Source organism: Streptomyces sp. NPDC050617 (genome assembly GCF_040654795.1).
Lineage (GTDB): Bacteria > Actinomycetota > Actinomycetes > Streptomycetales > Streptomycetaceae > Streptomyces.
This window is the reverse complement of record NZ_JBFAIS010000016.1, coordinates 1-15,520: the sequence shown is the minus strand read 5'-3', so window position 1 is coordinate 15,520 and position 15,520 is coordinate 1. Positions and strand designations below refer to the sequence as shown.

Annotated in this window: 14 protein-coding genes; 8 read left to right on the top strand and 6 right to left on the bottom strand. The window is 72.3% G+C overall.

Annotated features, from left to right (window positions below; translation table 11 throughout):
- Positions 1-3: 3 nt before the first annotated feature.
- From AB0I49_RS21605 to panB, 4 genes are all read right to left on the bottom strand, one after another.
- Complete coding sequence (locus AB0I49_RS21605) at positions 4-834, bottom strand: ABC transporter permease (protein WP_363228640.1); 831 nt, start codon at positions 832-834, stop codon at positions 4-6.
- Between the two features lie 70 nt (positions 835-904).
- Complete coding sequence (locus AB0I49_RS21600) at positions 905-1,942, bottom strand: ATP-binding cassette domain-containing protein (protein WP_363228639.1); 1,038 nt, start codon at positions 1,940-1,942, stop codon at positions 905-907.
- Between the two features lie 152 nt (positions 1,943-2,094).
- Complete coding sequence (locus tag AB0I49_RS21595; protein ID WP_363228638.1) at positions 2,095-3,123, bottom strand: amidohydrolase family protein; 1,029 nt, start codon at positions 3,121-3,123, stop codon at positions 2,095-2,097.
- 126 nt (positions 3,124-3,249) lie between these two features.
- Positions 3,250-4,170 carry a 3-methyl-2-oxobutanoate hydroxymethyltransferase gene (gene panB, locus AB0I49_RS21590; protein WP_363228637.1) on the bottom strand — a complete coding sequence of 307 codons (921 nt, stop codon included), beginning with the start codon at positions 4,168-4,170 and terminating at the stop codon, positions 3,250-3,252.
- A 158-nt stretch (positions 4,171-4,328) separates the two neighbouring features.
- Between panB and AB0I49_RS21585 the strand changes: the two genes are divergently transcribed.
- From AB0I49_RS21585 to AB0I49_RS21570, 4 genes are all read left to right on the top strand, one after another.
- The gene (locus AB0I49_RS21585) at positions 4,329-5,957 is read left to right on the top strand and encodes an MFS transporter (protein WP_363228636.1); all 1,629 of its coding nucleotides are present in this window, start codon (positions 4,329-4,331) and stop codon (positions 5,955-5,957) included.
- Positions 5,954-6,553, top strand: a complete 600-nt coding sequence (locus tag AB0I49_RS21580) for a TetR/AcrR family transcriptional regulator (RefSeq protein WP_363228635.1) — start codon at positions 5,954-5,956, stop codon at positions 6,551-6,553. The genes AB0I49_RS21585 and AB0I49_RS21580 overlap by 4 nt, the downstream gene beginning before the upstream one ends.
- 463 nt (positions 6,554-7,016) lie before the next feature.
- Positions 7,017-8,036: an endonuclease/exonuclease/phosphatase family protein gene (locus tag AB0I49_RS21575; protein WP_363228634.1), complete on the top strand. Its 1,020-nt coding sequence runs from the start codon at positions 7,017-7,019 to the stop codon at positions 8,034-8,036.
- Between the two features lie 115 nt (positions 8,037-8,151).
- Positions 8,152-9,363, top strand: coding sequence for an MFS transporter (locus AB0I49_RS21570; protein WP_363228633.1), 1,212 nt, complete (start codon positions 8,152-8,154; stop codon positions 9,361-9,363).
- A 35-nt stretch (positions 9,364-9,398) separates the two neighbouring features.
- On the opposite strand, the gene AB0I49_RS21565 is transcribed toward AB0I49_RS21570, so the two are convergent.
- Entirely contained in the window at positions 9,399-9,599 is a 201-nt protein-coding gene (locus AB0I49_RS21565) for a hypothetical protein (RefSeq protein WP_157854260.1), read from the bottom strand.
- A 269-nt stretch (positions 9,600-9,868) separates the two neighbouring features.
- Here AB0I49_RS21565 and AB0I49_RS21560 point away from each other — a divergent pair, with 269 nt between their 5' ends.
- From AB0I49_RS21560 to AB0I49_RS21550, 3 genes are all read left to right on the top strand, one after another.
- On the top strand, positions 9,869-10,468 hold the full coding sequence (locus AB0I49_RS21560; protein WP_363228632.1) for a DUF5919 domain-containing protein: 600 nt from the start codon (positions 9,869-9,871) through the stop codon (positions 10,466-10,468).
- 266 nt (positions 10,469-10,734) lie between these two features.
- Positions 10,735-12,015, top strand: a complete 1,281-nt coding sequence (locus AB0I49_RS21555; protein ID WP_363228631.1) for a methyltransferase domain-containing protein — start codon at positions 10,735-10,737, stop codon at positions 12,013-12,015.
- Between the two features lie 115 nt (positions 12,016-12,130).
- Entirely contained in the window at positions 12,131-12,793 is a 663-nt protein-coding gene (locus AB0I49_RS21550; protein WP_363228630.1) for a hypothetical protein, read from the top strand.
- A gap of 128 nt (positions 12,794-12,921) precedes the next feature.
- Here AB0I49_RS21550 and AB0I49_RS21545 read toward each other — a convergent pair whose 3' ends face one another.
- Entirely contained in the window at positions 12,922-14,676 is a 1,755-nt protein-coding gene (locus AB0I49_RS21545) for an NAD+ synthase (RefSeq protein ID WP_363228629.1), read from the bottom strand.
- A gap of 279 nt (positions 14,677-14,955) precedes the next feature.
- Between AB0I49_RS21545 and AB0I49_RS21540 the strand changes: the two genes are divergently transcribed.
- Positions 14,956-15,402 carry a DUF4234 domain-containing protein gene (locus tag AB0I49_RS21540; protein WP_363228628.1) on the top strand — a complete coding sequence of 149 codons (447 nt, stop codon included), beginning with the start codon at positions 14,956-14,958 and terminating at the stop codon, positions 15,400-15,402.
- Positions 15,403-15,520 lie beyond the last annotated feature (118 nt).

Genomic DNA, 15,520 nt, shown 5'->3' with positions numbered 1-15,520 from the left:
CGCTCAGGTCTTGCTGCGGAACTTGCGTACGGCCAGCGGCGCGGTCACGAGCGTGATCGCGACCGCCCAGGCGAGGGTGATCAGGACCGGCTGGGCGACCGCCCCATGCCCGCTGAACAGGTGGCGCGAGGCGTCCGCGAGGTTGGACAGCGGGTTGACCTTGGTGAACCCCTCCAGCCAGCCCGGCATCGACGAGGTCGGCGTGAAGATCGAACTGCCGAACTGGAGCGGCATGATCACGATCATCGCGAGCCCCTGGACGGCCTGCGGCGTCTTCATCGCCAGGCCCAGCAGGATGAAGATCCACATCAGCGAGGCGCCGAAGACGAGGGACAGCACCACCGCGCCGAGCACGTGGAACACGGACCCGTCGACCGACATGCCCAGGATGAACCCCATGACCAGCAGGATGGCCGTGGCGACCATCATCCGCCCGATCTCCACGACCATCTTCGCGATGAGGACGGAGGACCGGGCTATCGGCATGGTGCGGAACCGGTCCATGACGCCCTTGCGGAAGTCCTCGTTGACGCCGGTGCCCACCGCCATGGCGATGTTCATGCCGTTCATCGCCATGAGGCCGGGGATCAGGTAGCTGACGTACTCCTGCTGGTTCCCCTTCCCGGAGATCGCGCCGCCGAAGACGTACGTGAACAGCAGGGTGAAGACGATCGGCATCAGCAGGACGTCGAACATCGACTCCGGGTCCTGCTTGATCTGGAGCATGTTGCGGCGGGCGAGCGCCCCGATGTGCCGCAGGTTGGCGCGCAGGCCGATGCGGCCCTCGCCGTCGTTCGCGGGCCGCGCGGGTGCGGTCAGGGTGGCGGCGCTCATGCGCGTACCTCGCTTCGGTCGGTGCTGCGGTGGTGCGGCGTGCGCCGGGAATTCGTGCTGCGGCAGGTGCTCATACGGCGGCCCCGGCGCGCTCCCGCGTACGGTCGTCGGACTCCGTGTCCGCGTCGGCCAGCGATGTCTTCTGGCCGGTGATGGCCAGGAACACCTCGTCCAGGCTGGGCAGATGGGTGTCTATGCCGGCGATGGCGAAGCCGCGCTCGCCCAGCAGGCCGACGACGGCCGTCAGCTGCTCGTCGCTGATGATCGCGACGTTGACCACGCCCTCGGCCTCGTCGATGGTCGCCCCGCCGACCCCGTCGAGCCCGGCCTGCGCCAGCGCGCCGACCATGCGGGGCATTTCGCCGCGGTCCGTCGGCCGGATCCGCAGGGTGCGGCCGCCGACCTTGGCCTTCAGCTCGTGCACCTCGCCGCCGGCGACGACCCGGCCGCGGTCGAAGACGGTCAGCTCGTTCGCGAGCGCCTCGGCCTCCTCCATGTACTGCGTGGTGAGGAGCACGGTGCTGCCCTCGCCGACCATCCGCCGCACCTCCTCCCACACCTCGTTGCGGGTGCGCGGGTCGAGGCCGGTGGTCGGCTCGTCCAGATAGAGCACGGACGGCTGCCCGGTCAGGGACGCGGCGAGGTCGAGGCGGCGCCGCATGCCGCCGGAGTACTGCATCGCGGGCTTCTTGGCCGCCTCCGTCAGCGAGAACCGCTCCAGCAGGTCGTCCGCCCGGCGCCGGGCGTCGGCGCGGGACAGGTCGAGCAGCCGCCCGATCATGTAGAGGTTCTCGTAGCCGGACAGCTTCTCGTCCACCGAGGCGTACTGCCCCGTCAGCCCGATCACCCGGCGCAGCTGCCGGGGCTGCTTGAGCACGTCGTACCCGGCCACCCGCGCCGTGCCCGAGTCGGGGCGCAGCAGCGTGGCCAGCACCCGCACGAGCGTGGTCTTGCCCGCCCCGTTCGGCCCCAGCACACCGAGGATCGTCCCCTCGCGCACATCGAGGTCGACTCCGTCCAGGGCCTTGGTCGCGCCGTAGTGCTTGACCAGCCCCCGGACCTCCACGGCGTTGCCGCCGCTCTTCTTGAGGTCGTTGTATCGCGTCATGGCCATAAGGTCGCAGGCCCCGTCGACAGCCCGCCGACAGCCCGCCGACACGCGCCTGCCGGCACCGACGGGCTGGCGATACGCGCAGGTCGGCGCGGGTGCGGGCGGCGGGTTACGGGCACGGACGCGCGAGCCGCCCGCCAGGGCGTGTGTCAGCGGACGACGCGGCCGCGCAGGATGATCCGGCTCGGGGCGCGCAGCACGGCCGTGTCGCGGCGGGGGTCGGCGGCGTAGACGGTGATGTCGGCGAGGCCGCCTTCGACCAGGCCGGGCAGGCCGAGCCAGTCGCGGGCGCGCCAGCTCGCCGCGCCGATCGCGGCCTCGGCGGGGAGCCCCGCCTCGATCAGCCACTCGATCTCGCGGACGACGTCGCCGTGCGGCAGCGAGTCCGTGCCGGCCAGGACGGCGACGCCCGCCTCGTACGCCTCGCGGGCGCGGGTGATCATCGTGCGGTGGCCTTGCTGCCAGAGGACGTCCCGGTCCAGGCCGCGGCGCGCCCGCCAGGGGGCGCTCTTGCCGAAGGCGGTGAGCGTCGGGACGTACGCCGTGCCGTGCGCGGCCATCAGCGGGAGCGCCTCCGCCGGCAGGGCCATGCCGTGTTCGATGGAGTCGACGCCCGCGCGGGCCGCGTTCAGGGAGCCCTGCGCGGACTGGCAGTGGGCGGCGATCCGCCCGCCCGCCGCGTGCACGGCCTCCGTCGCGGCGCGCAGCAGCTCCAGCGGTACGGGCGCGGCCTCGAAGTCCCAGTCCGCCATGACCTTGCACCAGCCGTCGCCCGACCGCGCCTCCCGGACGGCCGCGCCGGGCAGGTCGTCCACGACCGTGTGGAAGTCCGCGTGGTCGGACAGCCCGGACCACGCCAGCCACGCGCCCGCCGTGACGAGCCGGGGCAGCTCGGGCGACGCGCGCAGCGCGCCCGGCACGGGGCCGTCCAGGCCGGGGCAGCGCAGCACGGCCACCCCCGCGTCGCGGTGCGCGGCCAGGGCGTCGGTGTCGAAGCCGCCGTCGTCGCGCAGTCCGGGGTGGGTGTGCAGATCGACCAGGCCGGGCAGCAGGAAGCCGCCGTCCGCGACGGTCTCGGCCCGCTCCGCCGGCGGGCGGAAGGTCACGCGGTCGCCGACGAGCCACAGGTCTCGCGTGGTGCCGTCGGGCAGCAGGGTGCCGTTCAAGTGGAGGGCCATGCGCGGAGCATGCCGTACCCCGCCGCCCGAGGGGACGGCGGGGTGGTGGCGACCGGGCCGGGGCCCGTACACCGCATGTTCGTGCACACGGCGTACGGGCCGAGGCCCCGCGCAGCGGCCCGGCGGCTAGTGGAAGCTGTGCTCCGGCGCCGGGTACGCGCCCCCGACGACGTCCTCCGCGAAAGCCTTGGCCGCGTCGCCCAGGACCTCCCGCATCCGCGCGTACTGCTTGACGAACCGCGGGACGCGGCCCGGCGTCAGTCCGGCCATGTCGGTCCAGACGAGGACCTGCGCGTCGCAGTCCTGGCCCGCGCCGATGCCCACCGTGGGGATGTGCAGGACGCGCGTGACCTCGGCGGCCAGCTCGGCCGGCACGACTTCGAGGACGACCGCGAAGGCCCCGGCGTCCTGCACCGCCTTGGCGTCGCGCAGCAGCTGCTGGGCGGCCTCCTCGCCGCGGCCCTGGACCGGGTAGCCCCCGAAGGCGTTGACGGACTGCGGGGTGAGGCCGATGTGGGCCATGACCGGTATGCCGGCCGAGACCAGCAGCTCGATCTGGTGAGCGGAGCGCTCGCCGCCCTCCAGCTTCACGGCCTGTACTCCTGCCTCCTTGACCAGGCGCGTCGCGTTGCGCAGCGCCTGGACCGGGCTCTCCTGGTACGCACCGAAGGGCAGGTCGGCGACGATGAGGGCGCGCTTGGCGCCGCGTACGACGGCGGCGGACAGGACGGCGATCTCGTCCATCGTGACGGGCACGGTGGACTCGTAGCCGAGGTGGCAGTTGCCCATGGAGTCGCCCACCAGCAGCACGGGGACGCCGGCCTGGTCGAAGACGGAGGCCGTCATCGCGTCGTAGGCGGTGAGCATGGGCCACTTCTCGCCGCGCCCCTTGGCGGCGGCGATGTCGCGGACGGTGATCCTTCGCGAGCTCTTTCCCCCGTACAGCGCCTTGTCGCTGCTGTCGGGCCTGCTCGCGGCGGTGGGCTCCGGCGTGCCGGGCGCGGTCCGCCCGGCTGCGGAGGGAGTGGATGTCGAGGCATGCGTCATTGCCATGGCTCCTGTGTCGGTCGTCTCGAGGCGCCCGTACGGCGTCCCCGGATCGCTTCCATGCTGGCACGGCGCGCGCCGCCCCGGAAGGGCGGCCCGTTCGTAAAGTATTTCCAATACGGAACGGGGTCGTATCGGAATCGGTTTACGCTGATCCCATGGCAACCCCCTCCGGCCCTCAGGGCCCCCGTCAGCCGGCCCTCGCGCGCCGGGTCCCCGAAGCGGTGCACCGCAAGCGCTGGGCGATCCTCGCCGTCCTGCTGTTCAGCCTGCTCGTCGTCGTGCTGGACAACTCCATACTCAACGTCGCGATGAAGACCATCGCCTCGCCCGCACCCACCGGACTGGGCGCTACCCAGAGCCAGTTGGAGTGGGCGATCAACTCCTACACCCTCGTCTTCGCGGGGCTGCTCTTCACCGCCGGCCTCCTCGGCGACCGGCTCGGCCGCAAGAAGACGCTGCTGCTGGGCATGGCGGTGTTCGGCATCGGATCGGTGCTCTCCGCGATGTCCGGCTCCTCCGGCGAACTCATCGCGTTCCGCGCGGTGATGGGCTTCGGCGGCGCCTTCGTGATGCCCGCCACGCTCGCCATCATCATGAACGTCTTCGAGCGCGACGAGCAGCCCAAGGCGATCGGCATCTGGGCCGGCGCCGTCGGCCTCGCCATCGCCATCGGCCCGATCACCGGCGGCGTGCTCCTCGACCACTTCTGGTGGGGCTCGGTCTTCCTCGTCAACGTCCCGATAGTCGTCATAGCGATCATCGCGATGGTGATCCTGGTCCCCGACTCCAAGGACCCCGACCCCGGCCGGCTGGACCCCGTCGGCGTGCTGCTGTCCGTCGTCGGCCTGGTCCTCCTCGTCTACGGGATCATCAAGGGCGGCCAGCTGGCCGACTTCACCACGCCCGAGGTCTACGGCACGGCCGGCGGCGGCGTGCTCGTACTCGTGGCGTTCGTGCTCTACGAGCGGCGCGCCAGCCATCCCGCCATCGACGTCCGGTACTTCAGGAACCCGGCCTTCTCGGCGGCCGTCTCCTCCATCGCCCTGGTCTTCTTCGCCCTGATGGGCGTCACGTTCTTCATCGTCTTCTACACGCAGAGCGTGCGCGGCTACACGCCCCTGGAGTCCGGGCTGCTGATCCTGCCGCTCGCCGCCGCCCAGATGCTCTTCGCGCCCCGCGCCCGGCTCGTCGTCGACAGATTCGGCGCGCGCGCCGTGTGCGCCACGGGAATGCTGCTGGTGGCCGCCACCATGGCAGGGTTCCTGCTGCTCGGCACGGACACCCCGATCTGGGTGCTGGAGGTCCTCTTCTTCCTCCAGGGCACCGGAATGGCGCACATCATGCCGCCCGCCACCGTCTCCATCATGCAGTCGCTGCCGCGCGAGAAGGCCGGCTCCGGCTCCGCCGTCAACAACACCTTCCGCCAGGTCGGCGGCGCGCTCGGGGTGGCCGTGCTCGGCTCGGTGCTCTCCACCACCTACCGCGACGGCATCCAGGACAAGCTCGGCGCCGTGCCCCCGCAGATACGGCACGCGGCGGGCGAGTCCATCGAGGCCACCCTCGGCGTGGCCGAGCGGATGGGCCCCGCGGGCAAGGCGCTCGTCGGCCCCGCCAACGACGCGTTCATCCACGCCATGCACGTCACCGTCGTCGGCTCCGCCGCCGTCGCCGTGCTCGGCGCGATCGTCGTCGCGGTCTTCCTGCCCGGCCGCCCCAAGGACGCCGCGGACCCGAGCCCGGAGCCCGCCGGGGCCGCCCCGGACCGGACGGGGGCCGACGCGTGAACCAGCACCCGCCGCCGACCCGCGGCCGCCCCCGCAGCGCCGCCGTCGACACGGCCGTCATCGAGACCGTGCTGCGGCTGCTGGAGGACGGCGAGTCGGTCGGCGGGCTGTCCATCGAGCGCATCGCCCGCGAGGCGGGCGTCGGCAAGGCCGCCGTCTACCGGCGCTGGACGGGCAAGGAGGCGCTGATGATCGACGTCCTGCGCACCCTGGACGAGGCCCAGCCCGAGCTGCTCGGGGAGTCGGTCCGCGCCGACCTCGTCGCCCTCCTGGAGGCCATGCGCCGGCGCGGCCTGGCCAAGCGGCACTCCGCGCTGCTGCGCACGGTGGTCAACCAGATGAAGGCGCAGCCGCGGCTGTGGGAGGAGTACCACGACACGGTCGTACGGGGCCGGCGCGAGGCGCTGCGGGCCGTGTTGCTGCGCGGCGTCGGCACCGGGGAGGTCCGGGGGGACCTGGACCTCGATCTGGTCGTCGATCTCTTCAGCGGCCCGATGCTGGTCCGCTCGGTGCTGCACGAGCGGGCGGACCTGCCCGAGGGACTCCCCGAACAGATCGTCGACGCGGTACTGGCGGGGGTGCGGCCCCGGCCCTGACGGGTGCCGGGTCCTGGCCCTGACGGGTGCCGGGTCCTGGCCCTGACGGGTGCCGGGCCCGGCTGTGGCGCGTGCCGGTCCCGGCCGCGCCTCGCCGCGGTCCCGGCCGCGGCCCGGCGGTCCCGGAAATGACCAAAAGTTGACCCGTCGCCGATCCCCGCGAGTGGCGGTTCGCCATCGCCCCATCGGCCATCGGATTCGACTGTCAATGCCAGGAAAATGACCGTTCCCGGACCGTTCCGACCGTCCGCGCGTCGGATTATGCCCGTTGTGTCACAGCAGACCCGTGCGGCCCGGTACTCAGGAACCCTCGCGGGTTGCCCGATCGTCCTCACCTACGACCGACGCTCCTGACCGGAGCGCGCAAATCAACCCCTTGAAGTCGCCTATCGTCGAGTCACCCGGCGACCGGCGCGCCGACCACGAGGCCGGGGTTCACCACGCGGAGCAGTGAGGACAGCGGATGCCGCAGGCACACATGGAGGAAACGGACCGCGCGGAGACGGCGGCGGAGCCCGCCGGCACCCGCGCCCGCCGCCTTCTCGACCGGTGGCGCGACGGCGGAATCTGGCGGCGCGGGCTGATCCTCGCGGCGCTCGCGATACTGCTCGGCCTGCTCATGGCGCTCCACGCGTCCCTCCCCAACGACATCGGCAACCTCGGCAGCCTCTTCGAGACCTTCCTGCCCTGGTTCGGCCTCGCCATCCCGCTGCTGCTCGTCTTCGCGCTCGTACGCCGCTCGGCGACCGCCCTGATCGCGCTCCTGCTCCCGGCCATCGTCTGGTTCAGCCTCTTCGGCGGGCAGCTCGGCGACCAGACCGGCAAGGGCGGCAACCTCACCGTCCTCACCCACAACGTCGACGCGGACAACCCCGACCCGGCGAGCACGGCCAAGGACGTGGCCGCCTCCGGCGCGGACGTCGTGGCGCTGGAGGAGCTCAAGACCAGCGCCGTGCCCACGTACGAGAAGGCGCTGGCCGGCACGTACAAGTACCACAGCGTCAAGGGCACGGTCGGGCTGTGGAGCAAGTACCCGATCTCCGGCGCCCAGCCCGTCTACATCAAGATGGCCTGGACGCGCGCGATGCGCGCCACGGTCGACACGCCCCACGGCAAGATCGGCGTCTACGTCGCCCACCTGGCGTCGGTGCGGGTGAAGTTCAAGGCCGGGTTCACCGCCAACCAGCGCGACGAGAGCGCGGCGGCGCTGGGCCGGGCCATCCGCTCCGAGTCCGAGCAGAAGGTCCTCCTCCTCGGCGACCTCAACGGCACCATGAACGACCGCTCGCTCGCCCCCGTCACCTCCCAGCTGCGCTCGGCGCAGGGCGCCGCGGGCAACGGCTTCGGCTTCAGCTGGCCCGCGTCCTTCCCGATGGCCCGCATCGACCAGATCATGGTCAAGGGCATGGACCCGGTCTCGGCCTGGACCCTGCCCGACTCGGGCAGCGACCACCTCCCGGTGGCGGCCTCCTTCAAGATCTGACGCCGCCGGCAGGATTTAACGCCGCGCACACCTGAAGGAACAATCGGCCTGCCACGCTTTGTTTCGCCATTCGCAACAGGAATTCACGCGAAACCCAGCTTTTGGAAGGTCCTCCATGCCCCTGGCGCTGCTCGCCCTGGCGATATCCGCCTTCGGGATCGGCACCACCGAGTTCGTGATGATGGGCCTGCTGCCCAACGTCGCCGACGACCTGGGCACCTCGGTGCCCACCGCCGGTTACCTCGTCTCCGCCTACGCCATCGGCGTCGTCATCGGCGCGCCCCTGCTCACCGCACTGGGCTCCCGCATACCGCGCAAGCGGATGCTGGTCGGGCTCATGGCGGTGTTCACGGTCGGGAACCTCGCCTCGGCGCTCGCCCCCAGCTTCGGGCTGCTGATCGCCGGGCGGGTGCTCGCCGGACTGCCGCACGGCGCGTTCTTCGGCGTCGGCGCGGTCGTGGCCGCCCGGCTCGTCCGCGACGGGCGGCAGGCGCGGGCGGTCGCCACGATGTTCCTCGGCCTCACGGTCGCCAACATCGTCGGCGTGCCCGCCGCCACCCTGCTCGGCCAGCACCTCGGCTGGCGCGCCACCTTCCTGGTCGTCGCCGGGATCGGGCTCGTCGCGATGGCCGCGCTCGCCGTGCTCGTACCGCGGCTCTCCCGCGAGCACCAGGGCGGCCTCGGCCACGAGCTGCGCGCGATGGGCAACCGGCAGGTGCTGCTCGGCCTGCTCACCGCCGTCTTCGGCTTCGCCGGCGTCTTCGCCGTCTACAGCTACCTCTCCTCGATGATGACCAAGGTCACCGGCTTCTCCGAGACCTCGGTGACGCTGGTGCTCGCCCTCTTCGGCATCGGCATGACGCTCGGCGCGCTCGCCGCGGGCCCGCTCACCGACCGGGCGCTCCGCCCGACGCTGTACGGATCGCTGGGCGCCCTCGCGGTGGCGCTGGTGGTCTTCGACTTCACGGTGCACGTGAAGTGGGCGGCGCTGATCACGGTCGTGGTGCTCGGCGCGGTCGGCTTCATGACCACCACGCCGCTCCAGATGCTGGTGATGTCCAAGGCCCGGCACGCGCCGACGCTCGCCTCGGCGTCCAACCACTCCGCCTTCAACCTGGCCAACGCGGGCGGCGCCTGGCTCGGCGGCCTCGCCATCGGCGCGGGCTGGGGCTGGACGTCCCCGGCACTGGTCGGCGCGGTGCTGGCGGCGGCGGGGCTGGGCATCGCCCTGACGGCCGGGCTGCTGGACCGGGGGGCGCCGCGGGACGCCACGCGGGTCGTCGCCCAGGGCGCGGGCGAGACGCCCAGCAGGGAACCCGCCGCGTAGGCGCTGCCGCGGCCCGGCCGGGGGCGGGGCGGTTGCTAACGGGCCGCCTCCGCCTCCTCGGCGGTGGCCGACCGCACGCGGTCCGCCGGCAGGGTCCACTCCGGGCCGCCGTGCACCGGGCGCAGATACACCTCGCCCAGATACGAGGCCATGACATGGCCGACGGTGCCCGTACGGATGTCCACGACAAGGGGCCGTTGCGTTGGGGAGCCGCGCTCCCCCAGTGAACTTTCCATGGTCTGAATATCGGTCACGCGGCGGCGCCCTTTAACTCCCGTGCCCCGGACGTATCGCACTCGTTGGGACTACCGTCCTTAGTGGCCCGAATGTCCAAGGGGAAGCCTTGAACACAGCTCTGCGCGATGCTATGGCGGCGTCACGTATGACCGCCGGTTGTCTCGCCCGTACAGTCGGGGTGTCGACCAAGACCGCGGAACGATGGCTGTCGAACCCCGCTCGCGTTCCGCATCCACGGACCCGGGACGGGGTGGAGGCGGCGCTGGGAGTGAGTGCCGACGTGCTGTGGCCCAAGAGCGTCCGTTCCACCATGAAGGTGGGCGCGGACCGGGAGATCGTGTCAGCGTACCCCTACCGCAACGCGTGCCCCAGGGCGGTGTGGGCCGCCCTCATCCACTCCGCCACCCGGAACATCACCTTCGCGGGATACACCAACTACTTTGTCTGGCAGGAGCATCCGCGGCTCGCCGCCCGGCTCGCTGCCAAGGTGGCGGCCGGCTGCGAGGTGCGCTTCCTGCTGGGCGACCCCGCGTCGGCGGTGACGCGCCGCCGCGAGGAGATCGAAGGGGTGCCGCTGACCGTCTCCACGCGGATCAGGATCACCCTGGCCGCGCTGGAGGAGGCGGGCGAACGGTCGGGGATCGAGGCCCGGTTCAGCGATGAGCACATCGCGCTGTCGGTCTTCGCGTTCGATGACCAGATGCTGGTGACGCCGCACCTGTCGTGCCTCCTCGGCCACGAGTCGCCGATGCTGCATCTGCGGCGGCTGGGGGAGGACGGGCTCTACGACCGGTTCGCGGGCCATGTCGCGGCGCTGTGGGAGGACGGCCGCCCGGTGTGGGGCGCGGCGACGGACGCGCTGAACTGACCGGGCGTCTGCTACTACGGGCCGGCCCCGGCGCGGGGTCGGCCCGGTGTGCGTACGGGCGGGTGTACGCGCACCGGGCCGCCGGCCGCGGGCGCCTCAGGAGGCCGGCGGGCCGTCGCAGGCCGTTACGGGAGCCGACCGCCAGACGCCGGACCCACTTGGCTTGTTCCGGGCGCCGTACGCGCGCGCCGCCGGGTGCCACCGTGCGCCCTGCTCGGCCGCGGCGTTGGTCTCTACCGTGGTGGGGGAGCCCGGGAGGTCGGACGATGGACTGGAAGCACCGATCGCCGATCGGGGACGACGGGCATCAGCCGGCGGCCCGTGCCGACGCCCCCGCCGCCCGCTCCCGCGCCGGCCGCCGAGCAGCCGTGGCCGCGCCGTCCGCGGGCCCGGACGCCGCCGGTGACGCGTCGGAGCCTTGGGCGGAAAGACTGATCGGCCAGGTCGCCCGGCGACTTGGCCGGCCCGTTCCCGCTCCGTACGCGGAGGCCCTGCGGCGCGTGCCCCGCCATCTCTTCCTCCCCGACCGGGTGTGGGTCCCCGACGGGAACGGCGGCCATACGCCCCGCGACCGGCACGCGGACCCCCGGGGCTGGCTGGCCGCGGCCTATACCGACACCCCGCTGATCACCCGGTTCCAGACGGCCGAGGACGGGACCCGCCTCCCGTCGTCATCCGCGCCCATGCCGTCCATGACCGTCCGCGCCCTCGAACTGGCCGCCCTCGACGACGGCATGCGGGTCCTGGAGATCGGCACGGGCACCGGGTTCGACGCGGCGCTGCTGTGCGCGCGGCTGGGCGACCACCGGGTGACGACCGTCGAGATCGACCCGGCCCTCCACGCGCGGGCCGGCCGCGCCCTGGCGGCTGCCGGGTTCGCACCCCGCCGTGTCCTGGCGGACGGGGCCGAGGGCCGGCCGGCCGCCGCGCCCTACGATCGGATCCTGGCCACGTGCTCGGTGCGCGCCGTGCCGCCCGCCTGGCTGGCCCAGACCGCCCCCGGCGGACGCGTCGTCACCCCGTGGGACAGCCCGTGGTGCCGCTACGGCACGCTGGCCCTGACCCGGCACCGGGACGGCACCGCCTCCGGCCCGTTCAGCGCCTTCGGCTCGTACATGGTGCTGCGCGGCCAGTACGCCGACGTCGAACTCGGCCGCGACCTCCCGCGCCCCGGGCAGGGACACGAGGAGTCCCGTACGGCGCTCTCGCCGTGGACGGTGGCCGGCGGGGATCTCGACGCCGAGTTCCACCTCGGCCAGACCGTGCCCGGCGCCTGGTTCTCCTGGGACGACGCCCCCGAGGCGGACGGGGCGCACACCCGGCTGTGGATCGGCGACACCGACGCGACGTCGTGGGCGAGCGTCGACTACGACGGCCGCAGCGTCGCCTCCTTCCGCGTCCTCCAGCACGGGCCGCGCCGCCTGTGGCACGAGATCGAGCGGGCCTACGCCGCCTGGGACCGGCTCGGGCGCCCTCCGGTCGACGACCACACCCTGGCCGTGGACTCCGGCGGAGCGAGCACCGTCACCGCCGTCACCGCCGGCTGATCCGAGCCCGACAGCGCTTCTTCGTTCCTTAGCGGTCCGTTAGTGGAACGCCAACGCGGTCTTCCAAGCTGGTTGTCGTCCGGGAGCGAGACGAGAGACCAGAGCAACGGGAGACATGATGTACACCGCGAGCACCGCCGCCAACCGCCTCCGCACGAGCGGCCGCACCGGCCGCCGTGTCGCCGCCGCCCTCGTCGCCGCGGCGGCGCTGGGGCTGGGGGTCACGGCCTGCGGGCAGGGGGACGGGTCGGCGAATGGCGCGGGCTCCTCGAACTCCGCCAACTCTTCCGACTCTTCCAACTCTTCCAACTCTTCCAACTCGGGTTCCGCGTCGGCCTCGCAGCACGACTCGGCCTCGTCGGCCACGTCCCGGAACGGGTCCGCCGGCGGCTCCTCGAACAGCTCCGCCGCGCAGGGGCACAGCGGCAGCGAGTCCGCGCCGGAAGGGAGCGGCGTCGCCAACGCGGGCAACCACCGTGTGATCGTGGGCAAGATGAGCTACCTCGCGCCCGGCAAGCTGCTCGTCAAGCCCGAAGACGGCGGCAAGGCCCGGGAGTTCGACGTCTCCAACGCGGTGGAGGTCCGCGGGGCGGCCGCGATCTGCGGCGGCGCCGACGGCTCCGTGAAGATCGGCGAGGACGGCTACGGCACCAAGAGGTGCACCGGGGACCAGCTGGAGAAGGCCGCGAAGACCGGCAGCGTCGTCGTCCGCGTCACCATGGAGGCCAAGTCCGACATCCCGGTCCCGGACCTGATCGAGGAGAAGTACCACCCGTAAGCGGCCCCCGGCCGCCCCAGACTCCGCACGCCCGGTGAATCCCCCCTCCGGGCGTGCGGACCCGTGTGGAAAGAGCGGAGCGGCCGCCCGGCGCTACGAGCCGGGCGGCCGCTCCGAAGGCGACCGGGTCAGCCCGTCTCGCGCCAGCGGTTGGTGATCGGCAGCCGGCGGTCCTTGCCGAAGCCCTTGGCGGAGATCTTCGTGCCCGGCGGGTACTGCCGCCGCTTGTACTCCGCGGTGTCGACCATCCGCAGGACGCGGGTGACCAGCTCCGCATCGAAGCCCGCCGCGATGATCTCCGCGCGGCCCTGGTCGCGGTCCACGTACAGCTCCAGGATGCGGTCCAGGACGTCGTAGTCGGGCAGCGAGTCCGTGTCCACCTGGCCCGGCCGCAGCTCCGCGCTCGGCGGCTTGCTGATCGAGTTCTCCGGGATGGGCGGGGTCTCGCCGCGCTCGGCGGCCGACCGGTTGCGCCACGTGGCGAGGCGGAAGATCGAGGTCTTGTAGACGTCCTTGATCGGCCCGTACGCGCCGACGGAGTCGCCGTAGAGCGTCGAATAGCCGCAGGCCAGCTCGGACTTGTTGCCCGGCGCGAGGACGATGTGGCCCTCCTGGTTGGACAGGGCCATCAGCATGGTGCCGCGCAGCCGCGACTGGAGGTTCTCCTCCGCGAGGCCGGTCAGCCCCAGCGAGCCCATGTAAGCGTCGAACATCGGGCCGATGGGGACGGTGCGGAAGTTCAGCCCCGTGCGGCGGGCCAGCTCGGCGGCGTCGCCGATGGAGTGCTCGGAGGAGTACCGGGAGGGCATCGCGACCCCGTACACGTTCGCCGCGCCGACCGCGTCGCAGGCGATGGCGGCGACCAGCGCCGAGTCGATGCCGCCCGAGAGCCCGATGAGCACGCTGCGGAAGCCGTTCTTCGCGGCGTACGCGCGGAGCCCCGCCACCAGCGCGGTGTAGACCTCCTCGTCGTCGTCGAGCCGCTCGGCCCGGCCGCCCGGCGTCTCGGGCTCGTACGCGGGGAGCGGGTCGGCGGAGAGCGTCACATGCTCGATGCGCAGGCCGTCGTCCACGGTCCCGGCCGGGGGCTCGGCCGCGGCGGCGGGCAGGTCGAGGTCGACGAGCACGCACCCCTCCTCGAACTGCGGGGCGCGCGCGATCACTTCGCCGTCCCGGTCGACGACGATCGAGTCGCCGTCGAAGACCAGCTCGTCCTGGCCGCCGGTCATCGCCAGGTAGGCGGTGGTGCAGCCGGCCTCCTGCGCGCGCTTGCGCACCAGGTCGAGGCGGGTGTCGTCCTTCTCCCGCTCGTACGGGGAGGCGTTGACGGAGACCAGCAGCCCGGCCCCGGCGCTGCGGGCGGCGGGCACCCGGCCGCCGTCCTGCCACAGGTCCTCGCAGATGGCGAGCGCGACGTCGATGCCGCGCACCCGCACCACGGGCAGCGTCTGGCCGGGCACGAAGTAGCGGAACTCGTCGAAGACGCCGTAGTTGGGCAGGTGGTGCTTGGCGAAGCGGAGGGCGACCCGGCCGCCGTGCAGCACGGCCGCGGCGTTCTTCGGGGCCCCGGCGGGCCGGCCGTAGCGGGGCTGCTCCGACTCGTCGCGGTCGAGGTAGCCGACGATCACCGGCAGCTCCCCGAGGCCCTCGGCGGCGAGGCGGGCGGCCAGCGCGTCCAGCGCGGCGCGGCTCGCCTCGACGAACGAGGAGCGCAGCGCGAGGTCCTCGACGGGGTAGCCGGTCAGCGCCATCTCGGGGAAGGCCACCAGATGGGCGCCCTGTTCGGCCGAGTGCCGGGTCCAGTGGAGGATCGTCTCGGCGTTACCGGCGAGGTCGCCGACGCAGGAGTCGATCTGGTTCAGGGCGAGACGAAGTTGAGGCACGCGGCCCAGTGTAATCGTCTGTCTGACGCGATGGGGTGTGAGCGAGGCCACCCGGCGCGGTCCTGGGCCGGGCGTGGTGGCGGCCTTCCGCGTGCCGCATCCTTGGGTCGGGCGTGTCGCGATCCGTGCGAGGCTGTGATCGCACAAATGTTCCGCGAACAAACGTGTGGCGAAGCCGCTGAATCTATGACAAGCTTCGCGATCTGTCTGCGGCATGGTGCGCCGCGAAGAGATCAATGCCCCCTGACGCCCAGTCAGGGGTGCGCATGAGGAGACGTGTTGAGCACGCAACAGCCGTGGGGCTACCCACAGCAAGGCCCCGTCGGCTTCGGACTGGCCATGAAGCGCCGCGTCCCGCTCGGTGTGTGGCTGGGACTGCCGCTGATCACCCTCGGGATCTACAGCCTGGTCTGGTACTACAAGATCCACAAGGAGATGGCGGAGTTCGACAGCCGCCGGCAGATCAGCCCCGTCGGCAGCCTGCTCGCGATCACCATCGGCGGGATCGTGATCATCCCGCCGTTCGTCTCGGTCTTCAACACCGGCCGACGGATAGCCGACGCGCAGCGCGCCGCCGGTCTCCAGCCCACGTGCAGCGCCGGCATCGGCCTGCTGCTGATGTTCGTCTTCGGCCTGTACCAGCTCTATTACCAGATCGAGCTGAACAAGATCGTCGACCACTACAACCAGGCCGCCCCCGGCACCCAGGTGCCGCTGGCGAACTGAGACCGACGCCTGCTGAACGTCGGTCTCCCCAGGTCAGATTATGCGCGGCCGTTCCAGCTTCCCCAATACTCGGGCGGCCGTTGCGGCTGGAACAGGACGCCTCGCAGGCTGTGGACAT

Excerpts from the sequence above, each read along its gene's own strand:
- panB (WP_363228637.1), bottom strand. The coding sequence starts at position 4,170 with ATGACGCATGCCTCGACATCCACTCCCTCCGCAGCCGGGCGGACCGCG.
- AB0I49_RS21550 (WP_363228630.1), top strand. The coding sequence starts at position 12,131 with ATGATGTACACCGCGAGCACCGCCGCCAACCGCCTCCGCACGAGCGGC.
- AB0I49_RS21555 (WP_363228631.1), top strand. The coding sequence starts at position 10,735 with ATGGACTGGAAGCACCGATCGCCGATCGGGGACGACGGGCATCAGCCG.
- AB0I49_RS21600 (WP_363228639.1), bottom strand. The coding sequence starts at position 1,942 with ATGACGCGATACAACGACCTCAAGAAGAGCGGCGGCAACGCCGTGGAG.
- AB0I49_RS21575 (WP_363228634.1), top strand. The coding sequence starts at position 7,017 with ATGCCGCAGGCACACATGGAGGAAACGGACCGCGCGGAGACGGCGGCG.
- AB0I49_RS21565 (WP_157854260.1), bottom strand. The coding sequence starts at position 9,599 with ATGGAAAGTTCACTGGGGGAGCGCGGCTCCCCAACGCAACGGCCCCTT.
- AB0I49_RS21605 (WP_363228640.1), bottom strand. The coding sequence starts at position 834 with ATGAGCGCCGCCACCCTGACCGCACCCGCGCGGCCCGCGAACGACGGC.
- AB0I49_RS21585 (WP_363228636.1), top strand. The coding sequence starts at position 4,329 with ATGGCAACCCCCTCCGGCCCTCAGGGCCCCCGTCAGCCGGCCCTCGCG.
- AB0I49_RS21570 (WP_363228633.1), top strand. The coding sequence starts at position 8,152 with ATGCCCCTGGCGCTGCTCGCCCTGGCGATATCCGCCTTCGGGATCGGC.
- AB0I49_RS21595 (WP_363228638.1), bottom strand. The coding sequence starts at position 3,123 with ATGGCCCTCCACTTGAACGGCACCCTGCTGCCCGACGGCACCACGCGA.